This is a genomic window from Campylobacter concisus, assembly GCF_002913765.1.
GTDB classification, from domain to species: domain Bacteria; phylum Campylobacterota; class Campylobacteria; order Campylobacterales; family Campylobacteraceae; genus Campylobacter_A; species Campylobacter_A concisus_BB.
In genome coordinates, this window is the sequence record NZ_PPCH01000007.1 from 99,935 (window position 1) to 112,615 (window position 12,681).

14 protein-coding genes are annotated in these 12,681 nt (G+C 36.9%); 6 read left to right on the plus strand and 8 right to left on the minus strand.

Translation table 11 applies throughout. From position 1 onward, the window contains the following. Positions 1-7 precede the first annotated feature (7 nt). The 7 genes from CYO89_RS01145 to CYO89_RS01175 form a co-directional block, all read right to left on the minus strand. On the minus strand, positions 8-652 hold the full coding sequence (locus tag CYO89_RS01145) for a hypothetical protein (RefSeq protein WP_103596827.1): 645 nt from the start codon (positions 650-652) through the stop codon (positions 8-10). Between the two features lie 45 nt (positions 653-697). Next, entirely contained in the window at positions 698-1,183 is a 486-nt protein-coding gene (locus tag CYO89_RS01150) for a PepSY domain-containing protein (RefSeq protein WP_103596828.1), read from the minus strand. A gap of 296 nt (positions 1,184-1,479) precedes the next feature. Then, positions 1,480-3,498, minus strand: a complete 2,019-nt coding sequence (locus CYO89_RS01155; RefSeq protein ID WP_103596829.1) for an AAA family ATPase — start codon at positions 3,496-3,498, stop codon at positions 1,480-1,482. Positions 3,499-3,725: 227 nt separating this feature from the next. Next, positions 3,726-4,076 (minus strand): hypothetical protein, encoded by a 351-nt coding sequence (locus tag CYO89_RS01160; protein ID WP_103596830.1) that lies wholly within the window; start codon positions 4,074-4,076, stop codon positions 3,726-3,728. Between the two features lie 130 nt (positions 4,077-4,206). Further along, positions 4,207-5,103, minus strand: a complete 897-nt coding sequence (locus CYO89_RS01165; RefSeq protein WP_103596831.1) for a hypothetical protein — start codon at positions 5,101-5,103, stop codon at positions 4,207-4,209. 9 nt (positions 5,104-5,112) lie between these two features. Continuing rightward, positions 5,113-5,700 carry a hypothetical protein gene (locus CYO89_RS01170; protein WP_103596832.1) on the minus strand — a complete coding sequence of 196 codons (588 nt, stop codon included), beginning with the start codon at positions 5,698-5,700 and terminating at the stop codon, positions 5,113-5,115. Between the two features lie 100 nt (positions 5,701-5,800). Next, positions 5,801-7,495, minus strand: coding sequence for a DUF262 domain-containing protein (locus tag CYO89_RS01175; protein WP_103596833.1), 1,695 nt, complete (start codon positions 7,493-7,495; stop codon positions 5,801-5,803). A gap of 131 nt (positions 7,496-7,626) precedes the next feature. Between CYO89_RS01175 and CYO89_RS01180 the strand changes: the two genes are divergently transcribed. The 4 genes from CYO89_RS01180 to CYO89_RS01195 are packed head-to-tail and all read left to right on the plus strand — an operon-like array spanning position 7,627 to position 10,558. Continuing rightward, on the plus strand, positions 7,627-8,445 hold the full coding sequence (locus CYO89_RS01180) for an SIR2 family NAD-dependent protein deacylase (protein WP_103596834.1): 819 nt from the start codon (positions 7,627-7,629) through the stop codon (positions 8,443-8,445). Between the two features lie 53 nt (positions 8,446-8,498). After that, positions 8,499-9,416 (plus strand): helix-turn-helix transcriptional regulator, encoded by a 918-nt coding sequence (locus tag CYO89_RS01185; RefSeq protein ID WP_103596835.1) that lies wholly within the window; start codon positions 8,499-8,501, stop codon positions 9,414-9,416. A 13-nt stretch (positions 9,417-9,429) separates the two neighbouring features. Further along, positions 9,430-9,966, plus strand: coding sequence for a type II toxin-antitoxin system death-on-curing family toxin (locus tag CYO89_RS01190; RefSeq protein WP_103596836.1), 537 nt, complete (start codon positions 9,430-9,432; stop codon positions 9,964-9,966). A 16-nt stretch (positions 9,967-9,982) separates the two neighbouring features. Beyond that, positions 9,983-10,558: a metallophosphoesterase family protein gene (locus CYO89_RS01195; protein ID WP_103596837.1), complete on the plus strand. Its 576-nt coding sequence runs from the start codon at positions 9,983-9,985 to the stop codon at positions 10,556-10,558. Here the strand turns inward: CYO89_RS01195 and CYO89_RS01200 are convergent. Next, positions 10,540-10,872, minus strand: coding sequence for a hypothetical protein (locus tag CYO89_RS01200; protein ID WP_103596838.1), 333 nt, complete (start codon positions 10,870-10,872; stop codon positions 10,540-10,542). The two genes, CYO89_RS01195 and CYO89_RS01200, sit on opposite strands and share 19 nt — an antisense overlap. A gap of 127 nt (positions 10,873-10,999) precedes the next feature. Between CYO89_RS01200 and CYO89_RS01205 the strand changes: the two genes are divergently transcribed. Together CYO89_RS01205 and CYO89_RS01210 are read left to right on the plus strand one after the other, a co-directional pair. Continuing rightward, positions 11,000-12,421, plus strand: coding sequence for a hypothetical protein (locus CYO89_RS01205; protein ID WP_103596839.1), 1,422 nt, complete (start codon positions 11,000-11,002; stop codon positions 12,419-12,421). Positions 12,422-12,486: 65 nt separating this feature from the next. Then, a complete protein-coding gene (locus CYO89_RS01210; RefSeq protein WP_103596840.1) occupies positions 12,487-12,669 on the plus strand; it encodes a hypothetical protein in 183 nt (60 codons plus the stop codon). The last annotated feature ends 12 nt before the right edge of the window (positions 12,670-12,681 follow it).

Here is a 12,681-nt window from a genome sequence, read left to right on the forward strand (position 1 = left end):
TATTTTATCAAATTTGGCTTTTTATTTTTAGATTTAGAATTTCGCCATTTGCTGCGCCTATCTTAAAATCATATAAAAAGCCGTTAAATTTAGCCCTTGCGTCATAAAAATACTCCGCTCCAAGCGTGCCAAAACTTTGTTTTTTAGCTAGATAGATCGGCGAAAACTCCACCTCTTCTGGCTTTGTTTTTAGACGGTCAATGATAAGCTCTTTAACTCTTTCTGGCAAGATGTGAGCTAGCCCTTCAAATTTGGCCTGCTCTTCATTTATCTTTGATAGCTCAGCCCTTTGCGCCTCGTCTTTTAGGCAGTTTGAAGCGTTTGATAGCCACACTCCAGCCTTGCCAGTGTAGATGAGCGCATCCGCTACACCTTGAAGTGAAAGCTCAAGCGTCTTTTTAAATAAATTCTGAACTTTGCATTTTGAGGTAGCTTGACTTAAAATTTCTGCGCTACTACTTTCTTCACTAGGATTTTTATCCAAATTTTCAGGGCTTTGCTCGCTCTTGCCTAAATTTTCGTAACTATTTTTATTAGTAACATTTTCACTTATATTTTCTATCTCGTTTTCGCTTAAATTTTTATTCAAATTTCTCTCTAAACCCTGCTCGCCAACGTTATCGTTTAAATTTTGCTCTAAATTTTCACTCATCTTTTTCACCTTTATAAAAATTTAACGCCCAAAAAGGGCGTTAGATCACTTTGTGTAAGTATCGATTATTTCGCCAGTTTGAGCGTTTATGATCACTTTTTTCTCGCTCCTGTCGCGCTTAAGCTCTACTTTGTATATCCAAGCACCATTTTTATTATCAAGCTCTGCCTCATCAAGACTCCAGCCAGCCTCGAGCGCTTGAGCTTTGGCCACAGCCTCGTCTATGCTTAGGGCAAATTTTGAAAAATCTACTGCTTCGATTGGCAAGATATGTTTTTTATTTTTATTCTCTACTTTAACGATCTGACCGCTGTTAGCATCGATCTTGATCTCTTGTTTGACGCCGTCTTTAAAAGACTCTATCTTATAAAATGTCACGCCTTTTTTGACGTTCATCTCGATATCTTTGACGCTTGAGCCTGGAAAGTTTTTCTCGGCTATATTTAAAGCATCCTTTGATGTGATGGCTGCTTGCAAACTTATCGCTCCCAAAACTACTGCTAAAACTGCTGCGCCTAATGCCTTTTTCATTTTTGATCCTTTTATTTTTGATTTCCAACTTTTGTTTGGATGAGCGCATTATAAAAGCCTAAAATGAAGCTAGGATGAATAAAGAGAATAAGAACTAGGTTTGATGGCATATTAAATATAAAGAAAAGAGATATATAAATTTTTTAAGCGATGAGGCATTGGTATTAATAAACAAATTTACACGAAAACTTCGCCAAATTATGACACCAAAACCACACAAGGCTCTTTTATATCATCTGGGCGAGGATACTTTTTTGTCTGACAAGTCAGACAAAAGACCTCGTTAGGGATCATCCCTAAAACCCTATCTTCACACTCCTTTCTTCATTTTTTAGTGCGACTTCTAGCTCAAGTCTATGGCAAAAGTCGTCGCCATTTTTTATAGGTCTAAATTTAGCTTGTCTTCTCACGCTAGCAAAGTCTCCAGGTGCTAGCAAGCCAAGACTTGAGACATTTTTGCTTGCGTTTTCGTCAAATTTGACCTTTAGTAGCGCACACTCTTTTTTAAACAAATTTCTTGCTTGCTCTGGCAGCAAGTATCCAAACTCAAGCTTTAGATCAAATCTTCTAAGACAGGCTTTATCAAGATTATCTATCAAATTTGTCGTGGCGATAAAAATGCCATCAAAGCTCTCCATCTGCACTAACATCTCATTTACTTGGGTTACCTCCCAGCTTCTTGCAGCCAAGCTTCTATCTTGTAAAAAGCTATCGACTTCGTCAAAGACTAGCACGGCTTTTTTATCTTTGGCTTCTTTGAAAGCTAGAGCTATGTTTTTCTCAGTTCCTCCCAGATACATAGATAAAAGGTCACTCCCTTTTTTGATGATGATCGGCTTTTTTAGGCTTTTAGCGATAAATTTAGCGTAAGCGCTTTTGCCAGTTCCAGGCACTCCGTAAAGGCATATCCTTGCGTTTTTGCTTTCTTTTATGCCTTGCATTAGCTCAGTTAGGTCGCAGTCTGAGTTTACGAAATTTGGATCATAGCTACTTGGCAGATCAACGCTTGGCTTCTCGTCTTTTTCTATCTCGTCGTAGCCTTGTGCTTTTAGAGTGTTGCTTATCACTCGCTCAAAGGCTTTGTTTTTATCTTTTGTGTTTAAATTTGAAACGACCAAGCTAGCGTTACTAACGACTGCTGGAGCTACAAACTGATTTTTAGCTAGCTTTTTTACGAGCTTACTATCTATCAAATTTTCACTATATTTTTTTATGATCTTTTCTCTTACATCTTCAGTTGGTATGCCTATCTCTATGGCTAGATTAAACCTTCTAACTACGGCTTCATCCATATCAAGGATATTGTTTGTTATCCAGATAGTTGGCACTTCGTTAGTTTCAAGAGATCTATTTATAAAGGCTTTGCCATACTGCCTTTTCTCATCATTTTTGGTATTAAATATATCTTCTGCTTCGTCATACATGAGTAGATTTGACCTAGCAGACAATACACTTTGTGCAAGGCAATATGATCTTATCCTTTGGTACTCATTTGCATAGCCATCTCCATCATCGTAAGCTACTTCATAAAGCTTTAAATTTAGCTCACTAGCTACTGCTTTACTAAACTCAGTTTTACCAGTCCCTGCAGAGCCATAAAGGAGCACATTTACTCCCTTTTGCTTTTTGCGAATAGCGTTTTTTAGAAACGAGAGCAAAATTTTCACATCTTCTTTTATGTGAGGGTAGTTTTTTGTGGTTAAATTTGTCTTGCTGCATGGCTTTATCGCACTTTCAAATATCTCGTCTATGCTTTTGCACTCAACAAACAAGTCACCCATGAAACTATTATTTATAACATCGGTTTTTGACCTTAGACTGCGTCCGTAACTATCTATTTTTAGTATCGAGGTCCTAGCAAAAACTCCATCTTTTCTAAAGGCATTTTGCACATCGCTAAATTTAAGTTTTAGTATCTTTGAGATCGCTTTTATAGCCTGTCTGGTGTTTAGCTCTCCTAGCAGATCACAAGCATTTGAGACTACTTCATAGTTATACATGATCGCGGCAAATCTTAAGATATCTTTCTCAGTCTCATTAAGACCTAAATTTTCTTGAAGTAAATTTAGGTTGTGCTCAAGCTCTTTTAGCTCGCATGAAATTTTGCTTTTTTCAAGGAGCCAAAGCCTATTTTTTAGAGCCTCAATGTCTTCTTCTTTGGGCTCACTTGTGCATATATCCAAAAACTCTAAAACATCATCACTTCTGCATCTTAAAAACTCTTTCTCTCCTCCAGCATAAAAAATGGCACGAAGCACCCAAAGTGTTGCAAGCTCATATATCTCATTATCTACGAAAAAATTTTCTTTTTGCATGATAAGCTCCTTTTTACTTTTGTTGAAGTTATTTTACTTAGCAGAAAAGACATTTTTATGTCCATAAAGATAAAATTTGAGAAATTTGTTGTGAGAGATAAATTTAAAAAGAGCGTCCTAAAACGCTCTTTATTTACTCTAGCGTATCACCGCCATATGGCAGTTCTAGATCTTTTGCACTATACTAGCGCGATCTTGTATTGTAGGTTCATTTTTACTGCAAAATGTTATTTATTTAAGAACTTAACTAACTCATCTTTAAAATGGTCATCTTCATCATACTCTTCATATACATAAGCATAATTTAACCTAAAATGCACATTACCAATGTATGCATCTACCATTGTTGTGTTAGCAGTCGGTTTTTTAGTGTAGGCTTCGATAGTTAGGTTTGCTGGCAAAAAAGAGTCTTGGTAAGTAAATTCATTTTTGGCAATAACACATTTTTCATTTAGGTATGTGTTGCAAAATTCTAAAAACTTAGCTCCTAGTTCATCTGCTAGCTCTCTTTGTGTGCTAGCTAAATCTACAAACTGCTCAATTATAGGAGCGGTTTTAACAACTTTTTTCTTTGACATTTTTTCTCCTTTGTTTTAATCGCTTTTGTCAAGATATCTTTGTGACATGTGAAATTATAACAGGCAAAATGGACAAGAAATGTCTATATCTAGAAATTTGAATTAAAAATTTAATATTTTTTATCTTACTTTAAATTTCATAGTATTCATCCCAACAAAGCGCCATATCAACAGAGCCTATGCGCAGTATGTCTTTGATCTTATTGATATGTGTGTTGTTTTCAAAAGCTGCAAATAGATAGCAAAAATATGCCTCCTTATCAAAATAGACAGAGCTACCAAAATATTCATTACAGTTTTGCGTCCAACGGCTCTTTTTCTTGCTCATTTCGCCAGGGACGATAGGCTCGTTGATGATAGCTAAGAAATTATCGTAATTTTCATCATAATCTGGATCGTCTTCGCGCAAGCGAAAGACCAAACGAAATTCCATAGCATAGTCTTCGATCAATCCACCCTCAACCCTTGCTTTTAGCCTGTTTTCAAGCATTTTTGCATCTCTTATTAGGATATCTTGGTAACTAGCTAGAGCTTTATTTATCTTCTCTATTTGCTCCCACTGATCCTTGCTGGCATCAGAGATATACTCTTCCCTCTCGCTACACTCTAGCTTCTCCAGGCAAAGATCTATAGGCGTATAGTCATACCATGAGCGAAGCTTACCATCCATCCTGTCGATAGTTAAAATTTCATCCCAGCTAAGATCCGTATGGTCATATAAGCAGTGATAAAACCAGCAGTGCCACTCGCCAGACATCTCATGCGTTGGCCAGTTTTTAAATTCGCTCTGATTTTCAGTAAAAAAGTAGTCATCTATGAGTTTCATATACTCCCAATATCGCATAAGAAGTTCATCTTTTGAGTAAAAAGAGAGCAGTAGGCTACATTCATGATCCCATGCATCTTTTATATTTTTTACAGATACACTTATCTGCTTTGCACGTGGCACGACACGGCGCTCAAGGTCATAGAGCCTTTCGTTTATGCTATTTAGCTTTCGCCTTTGCTCTTGCGTAAATTGTCCCATTTTTGTCCTTTAAAATTTAATCGTCGCGACTTGTTCGTAAATTTCTTTATCAACAAATTTGCCATCCGTATCAATCGAGTAGTTTTTGCCTAGAAAATAGAGCTTAAAGCCAGTTATAGCTCCAAACATAGGCAGAGTTTTCGTTTTTTGATAGTAGTTTTTGGTAATCTTTGAGATGACTTTTAGCTGCTCGTGCAATGCTTTAAAACAAAGCTCATCTAAAAATGGCGTTAGGCTGATATATCTTAGATGCTGCGCCATAGCAAGGGCAAATATAGGCTCGCCCTTGCGCCTAAAATCCGTATCTATATAGATATATGAGCCTCTAAATTTCACTCGCTCGTTGTAGAGTTTTTGCACCTCGCTAAGCTCAGCGTCTATGTCAAGGGCAAAGTGCTTGCTAAGAGCTAGGATGAGCGTTTCTGAGCTATGCGCCCAGTCAAAGTGCCCCTTTGTGATGAACTCATCAAGGCTCTTTGCTGCCTCTAAATTTGCAAGTGCTCTTGTGAAATTTTGCTCTCTAACATAGCCAAGTGCTTTTGAGAGCGCCTTTTTATCGCTGTTTTGTGTGAGAATTTTAAGTTGCTCGTAGATCATTGATTATCCTTTTTTGATTTTTATCGCCGATACATTTTTTGCGATCTGTGAAATTATAGCGACTAGAATGGACAAAAAATGTCCATTCTAGTTTAGAGAGTTAATTTATAGTTGGATTTTGCCAAATTTCAAGAAAATCATTAAATATTTTTTCTGAGCGTTCTTCTATTTTACTTTTATTCCAAACTCTATTTTTTATAACTTCTTGCGTTATTTTAAGCATTGCATGTTTTTGTATCTCTTCTCTTTTTTTATCCCAGTTGTTGTTTTGTATAGCGGTATTTAGCTTGCTTTTTAGAAGCGCCATATTTCCTATTTGATATATTAGTTCATTTGCCGTTTCCTCATTTTTACCAACATTTGACCAGTTTTCTTGCCAAGCTTGCGGCATAAGATGTTCTAGCGTATAGGTATATTGCAACTCGCTAATATCATTTTTTTCGCTTCTACAATTATATAACTCTATCCAAAATAGCACTAAGCTGGCACGTTTATTGTCTATATCCAACAATGCTTCCTTTATCTCATCATTGTTGGTTATTTCAAAGTTAGCGATAAATTTTTGCATATCAACTTTACCTTTGATATTTTTAATATTCCTACCGATAACTTTATTTATGCTATTTGTTACTTTCCCGCACATCCAGTGTCTGATTATAAAATTTTCAAGTATTGCATAGCACTCGTCAAGCTCTTTTTTATCAAGCTCTAAACTACGTAGCTTTAACACGAGAGGTATAAAAATATTATATTCCGATATACTCATTATATGAAGCAATCTTTTTTCGTTATCGCTAAATTTAAAGGTTTCACCCTTATCCGCCCAAGGAAGTTCATAAAAAAGATTTGCGTACCAATTTATCTCTTTTATAATATCCAAAACCTCGTCTTGGCTTTTATCTTTTATATACTCTTTATACAGCATACTAAGTCCATCTTGCGTATGCTTTTCTATATTAAAAAAGCCTTTTATGAGAGCATAAGCATAAAGTAAAATCTCGCTTCTATATCTTCTTGAAGCTTTTTCTTCCCAAAATTTTAAACGTTCATTTGAACCTTCAAATATACTTTTCCAGCACTTATCGTATATTTCCTTTGCTTTTTCATCACCCATATTTCCAGATTTTATAAGTCTATCAAATATTGCGTTTTTGATAATATCCATTGACGATAAAACTAAACCTGCCGAGTTTATAGAGTCAAATATCTTTTGTTCGTCTTCATTACCTTCCAAATCTATCACAACCCACAGTTTCGTTGTTAGTATATAATTTAGAAAATTTATTATTTCGTTTCTTTCTAAAACACTATCTTTTAGTCTTTCTGAAAAATACTTATAACAAGCAAGTAATTTATCATCATTTTTTAAATCACATACTTCAGAATAATCTTTGGCTTTTATAATAGCATCAAAAGAAGCTCTATTGATTTGAGAGTGTTTTATTTTGGGAGCATCTTCTTCTGTTGGCATTATTTTATATAAAAAATGCCTGTAACCGCCAATAGTATTTTTTTCCAATATGTCAAAAATAGATTTAATTAAAATAGAAAATGTAGTAAGTCTTTGCTGCCCATCTATTAAACTTTTACGAGTCCACTCTCCAGTTCTAGTTGGTAGTTGTTTTAGTATGATTGATCCTAGAAAATGCGATCTACTTTCTTTAAAACTATAAAGTAGATCATCAAAAAGTTGCTCCCATTGAATTTTGCTCCATACGTAAGGACGTTGAAAAAATGGTATTTCTATATTATTTTCTGTTGCCATAAATGAAAAATCTTTTTCATTTGCCTTCATTATCTCTCCCTTTTTTAAAAATTAATTAATCGATTATATCACTTTTATAAAGTAAATATATTAAAAACAACGGACATAAAAATGTCTGATCAGTTCACTACAATTACCCAAATTTCTTTAAAAGGATCAAAATGCAAGAGAAGATAGATAGGATCAAAAAGATCATCGCGGAGGCCGATGCTATCATCATCACAGCAGGTGCTGGCATGGGTGTGGATAGTGGGTTGCCTGATTTTAGGGGAGATGTGGGATTTTGGAGGGCGTATCCACTTTTAAGGGATAAAAATTTAAGCTTTGAAGATATGGCAAATCCGCAGTGGTTTTTAGACGATCCAAAGCTAGCATGGGCATTTTACGGACACAGGCTAAATTTATACAAAAACACAGAGCCACATGAGGGCTTTAGGCTACTTTTAGATCTTGTAAAAAGTAAAAACGAAAACTACTTCGTCTATACCTCAAACGTCGATGGACACTTTGCTAAGGCTGGCTTTAGCGAAGAGAAAATTTACGAGTGCCACGGCTCTATCCACTACTCTCAGTGCATCCACAAGCGTGATGGCGCTATATGGCAAACTTGTAGCGACGTCAAAATAGATGAAGAGAAATTTATCGCTTTAGATATGCCAGTTTGCCCAGAGTGTGGCTGTGTGAGCCGCCCAAATATCGTGATGTTTTACGACTGGATGGTAAATACAAGGCGCATAAACGAGCAGTATAGAAGATATGAAGCGTGGCTAGAGCAAAACAAAGATAGCCGTTTTGTGATCATAGAGCTAGGCGCTGGGCTTGCGGTGCCAACAATCAGAAATTTTGGTGAGAAATTTGTCAAGCGCTCCAAAAAAGCAACACTTATTCGCATAAACCCACGAGATAACTACATCTCGCAGTATTTCGGCATAAGTCTAAAATGTGGCGCGCTAGATGGTCTTAGGCAGATATTATGCTAGAAAAGACATCCTCTAGTCCTAATTTGGATATAATCCCCAAACTAGGAGAGCAAATGAAACCCATCATAACCAAACAAGAAAACAGCAAATTTGAACGCATAAATTTAATAGCCCTAAAGCTAAGAGAGAGACCGCACACGATAAAAGAGCTAACAGCCATGCTTGGAGTGACCTCAAAGACCATCCAGCGCGACCTTTACGACACGCTAAGAGAGTATGGCGCCGTCAAAAAGGGGCACTACTGGAGCATAAATGACGAAGAGGCGAGCGACGGACTGGACGGAGATGATAGAGTGGTGCTAAATATCCTTGATAACGTGGCAAAAAATATGGGCTCAAATTTTTACAGCAAGGCTCACGTGCTTTTAGAGCAAATTTCTCAGCAGCTAAACCACCCGATACTTACAAACATAAACAACGAAAAGCTAAGCGAGGATGACCTCGTAAATTTTCAAACGCTTGAGGATGCTATAAGAGAAAAAGCGGAGATAACATGCACGTATAACGGCTTTGAGTTTCTTGTAAAGCCTCTAAAACTAGCACTTTTTGAGGGATTTTGGTATCTGCTCTTGTTTGATAGCAAAAAGGGTAATAAATTTAAGAAATTTCACCTAAAGAGCATAAAAGATATAAAGCATAGCGGGGAGAAATTTGAGCTAAGTAGCGAGCTAGATGAGCGTATAAAGGCGATGAACTCGGCATGGGCAAATTTAGAAGCTCCAAAAATAGCAAGGCTACTGCTAGCGCCTGAAGTGGCAAAATACTTTGAGCGAAAGCCACACGCAAAGCAGCGCATAACTGGTCAAGATAGCGACGGCTCAGTCGAGATAGAGATAGAATTTACACACATAATGGAGATAAAACCGCTCATATACTACTACCTGCCATTTATCAAGGTACTTGAGCCAAAAGAGCTGGCTGACGAGGTCAAAAAAGATGTCAGCGAGTATCTAAAAGAGATAAATTTCTAACCAAAGAGGCGCTATGAGCAGCAACGATAAAGATACGCTAGAGCTTATCAGATACTACAAAAAGAGCTGGTCGCTACTGCAAAAATTTGATGATGGCTCGCTTGGTCTTTGCAAAAGCGAAGTGGGCGAAAATTTCATCCTTGGATATAGTGAAGCGCTAATGGCAGTGGGTGAGCTAAAAAGAGAGCTTATGAAAAAGGGCGAGGCGTCAGATATCTTTGGCGTTCAAAAGGCAGATGAATTTGAAGGGATAATAAAAAATATCTATCAGACATTTGGCGGACGTGATCTTTTAGCAAGCCCACAAGAAAAAGCGGCAAATTTGATCTACTACATCATCAAAGACCATCCTTTTAGCGACGGCAACAAACGCATCGGATCATTTATGTTCATATTGTTTTTGTCAAAATGCAAACTGCTTTTTAAAAGTAACGGCGAGCACAGGATGAGCGACAATGCCCTTGTTGCACTTGCATTATTTGTAGCGCAAAGTGAGCCAAAGCAAAAAGATATGGTGGTAAATTTGATCACAAATTTGCTCGGGGATTAAAGGCTGATAGATACAAATGAGCGGCTTAAAACTTCTCCACGCTAGCGATCTGCACTTTGGCGCTGGCTATTTTGACTATATTTTAGCCCTTCAAGACAAATTTGACATCTTTTGTTTTAGTGGCGATTTTCTATACAAAGAGAGCGCGCAAGAAAAAGAGCAAACCTCCTTGTGGCTAAAAAGCTTTAAAAAGCCTGTATTTATATGTTCTGGCAACCATGATATGCCGTCCTCTTGGCTAAATTCCATAAATGGCATATACTCTGATGGCACCATAAAGACTATAAACGGCGTTAAATTTGGTTGCGCGCCATACTTGTGTGATGACCTACTTGAATTTGCAGAGTGTGATATCTTACTGACCCACGTTCCCCCAGCAAAGACAAATACGAGCATTAGCAAAAAGGGCAAAGATCACGGAGATATAGAGCTTGCAAGGCTTATAAAAAATAATCTTTTAAAGGCAAAGATCATCCTTTGTGGGCATATCCACGAGCCAAAATCTCACATAGACATTTTAAACGGAGTTAAAATTTATAACTCAGCAAGTAGTGGCGAAAAAGAGCCATTTTATCAAGCGATAGAGCTATAGCTCTTTATCATTTTAGCCACCTCTTGATGCTCGTATGGCGTCATTTTTGTATCTAAAATTTGAGAGCATATCTCTTTTATAAATTCGCTCTCACATCCAAAGTCGTTTTTTAGATTTTGCAGTATAAATTTAGCTTCAATAACGACATCATGAGGGTTGCTTAATGCCTTGACAGCTTGCCTGTAAAAATCTTTTGACATCTCTGTGTTGCTATATTTCATAAAATTTGCATTATTTACGTAGTCATAGCTTGATTTAGCCTGTGCCAAAAAAGAAAACTCATCATACTCTTGCCAAAGTTCTTGATCGCTCATTTTTTACTCCTATGTTTTTATTATAAATAAAAATTTGGACAAAATTTGTCTATAAAATATCCAAAAAACAGACATTTTTCTGTCTTTAACTCTTGCTAATATCCGCTTAAATTTTTAGGAGGTAAAAATGGTTTGCACCAAAGAAGAAAAAGAGCTTTTGGTAGCTTTTGATCAAAAGCTTCTTGAGATACAGCGCGAGATGACGGCAGAGTATCTGCGTCTTAAAAAGCTTTTCAAGGCATATCTTGACCATGATAAAGATATGATAGACATTGTCTGCGAGGTTAGTTTTTATATGAAAGACTACGAGGAGGAAATTCTCTCTGTTGAGCTACATGACTTTTACTTTGAAGATGATGATCTTAGTGGTATAGAGCTATGCTATGACGGGCGACCACATGGCTTTGACTGCTCGATCATACTCACTAAGATGTCTAGCGCCTCAATGACTATAGAAGAAATTTTGTCTATTGATGATATATGTTGGCATTTTGAGCCAAGGCTATACTACAAAAAAGAAAAAATAGGTGCCTCGCTCAACGAGAAACTCATTTGGATGCCTATTGTAAGCTCTGACGACTACAACATATATCTGCCAAAGGGCGTTAGAGAGGCAGGCACCTTTAAAGACTTTGACAATATGTATATTCGTAGCAGTTTTTTGACCTCTTGGTTTGATTTTGAATATAAAATTTTGCCAAAAAGTTATAAAAATTTTATCACACGCTCTAGACAAACGCCAACTCAAAGCTTTATAGATCTAGATAGTTTTCACAGCAAGGATTATTTATCAAAACTATACAAAGACTATGAATTTGCTCAGCAAATAACTGGGCTTATGATATCAAAATATGTACCGCTAAACATGATCGCAAGGAGTGTTTTAGACGCATATAAAGCGATGTGCGAAGGGACTTTACATGCGTGCAAGCTAGCGCTTGAGCTAGGCTTTGCCATAAACGCTCGTGGTGGCTTTGGGTACTCCACTAAAAACTCTGGTGCAGTAAGAGCCCCATATAATGATATAGCCCTAAGCGTTATAAAGCTTCACAAAGATAGGCCAGATCTTAAAATTTTATATGTAAATTTTGGTAGCAAAAAAAGCGAAGGCGTCTTTGAGCTAGCGCAAGATGATAAGAGCCTTTGGGTCTATGAGGTCTATACAAGAGGCTATGAAGCTACTAAGGATATATGCCCCAAATTAGATAATGTCTATTGTGACTCTGTCTTGCCAAATACCACAAAAGAACAATATCTACAAAATATAAAAGATGGGCTTAGCAAAGCTATAAGCAATATAAAGCCAGATCTCATCATCTATAGCTCAGATGTGACTATGACGTCTGGTTTTTTTAATGTAGATGCGAATTTGCTAAACGAGCGTGATGCGGTCGTGACTACTTTGGCAAGAGATAGCAAAACGCCTCTTTGTGTTTGCATTAGCTCAGATCCTTTTCAAGATACACGTCATAAGGAGATGGTGCCTTTTTACAAAAGGCTTATAAAGGATATGCTCTGCGTTATCGCGCAAAAGAGAAATGAAAAATAGCCAAATTTGATGGCGTAAGGCTTGGCAGAGACTTAGAAAATGTCCTGCCTAGCAAACTTGCGCTTATGGATGATGAAAATTCCAAAAATGCAGACATGCTAGTAATAAGCGACTTTGAGTTTGTAAAGAGAAATTTATCAAAAGATAAGGTAGATAAAGCAAGATTTTACGGGCTAAATGTGGGCTTTGAAAAGACAAAGGATGAGTTTTTTGATGAGATAATAGACTATGAGCAGGATTTAGCCTAGATATCTAGGCTT

Bases quoted from the DNA above. Each gene is read 5' to 3' on its own strand.
- CYO89_RS01205 (WP_103596839.1), top strand. From the start codon at position 11,000: ATGGTTTGCACCAAAGAAGAAAAAGAGCTTTTGGTAGCTTTTGATCAA.
- CYO89_RS01185 (WP_103596835.1), top strand. From the start codon at position 8,499: ATGAAACCCATCATAACCAAACAAGAAAACAGCAAATTTGAACGCATA.
- CYO89_RS01200 (WP_103596838.1), bottom strand. From the start codon at position 10,872: ATGAGCGATCAAGAACTTTGGCAAGAGTATGATGAGTTTTCTTTTTTG.
- CYO89_RS01190 (WP_103596836.1), top strand. From the start codon at position 9,430: ATGAGCAGCAACGATAAAGATACGCTAGAGCTTATCAGATACTACAAA.
- CYO89_RS01210 (WP_103596840.1), top strand. From the start codon at position 12,487: ATGGATGATGAAAATTCCAAAAATGCAGACATGCTAGTAATAAGCGAC.
- CYO89_RS01175 (WP_103596833.1), bottom strand. From the start codon at position 7,495: ATGAAGGCAAATGAAAAAGATTTTTCATTTATGGCAACAGAAAATAAT.
- CYO89_RS01195 (WP_103596837.1), top strand. From the start codon at position 9,983: ATGAGCGGCTTAAAACTTCTCCACGCTAGCGATCTGCACTTTGGCGCT.
- CYO89_RS01145 (WP_103596827.1), bottom strand. From the start codon at position 652: ATGAGTGAAAATTTAGAGCAAAATTTAAACGATAACGTTGGCGAGCAG.
- CYO89_RS01150 (WP_103596828.1), bottom strand. From the start codon at position 1,183: ATGAAAAAGGCATTAGGCGCAGCAGTTTTAGCAGTAGTTTTGGGAGCG.
- CYO89_RS01170 (WP_103596832.1), bottom strand. From the start codon at position 5,700: ATGATCTACGAGCAACTTAAAATTCTCACACAAAACAGCGATAAAAAG.
- CYO89_RS01155 (WP_103596829.1), bottom strand. From the start codon at position 3,498: ATGCAAAAAGAAAATTTTTTCGTAGATAATGAGATATATGAGCTTGCA.
- CYO89_RS01180 (WP_103596834.1), top strand. From the start codon at position 7,627: ATGCAAGAGAAGATAGATAGGATCAAAAAGATCATCGCGGAGGCCGAT.
- CYO89_RS01165 (WP_103596831.1), bottom strand. From the start codon at position 5,103: ATGGGACAATTTACGCAAGAGCAAAGGCGAAAGCTAAATAGCATAAAC.
- CYO89_RS01160 (WP_103596830.1), bottom strand. From the start codon at position 4,076: ATGTCAAAGAAAAAAGTTGTTAAAACCGCTCCTATAATTGAGCAGTTT.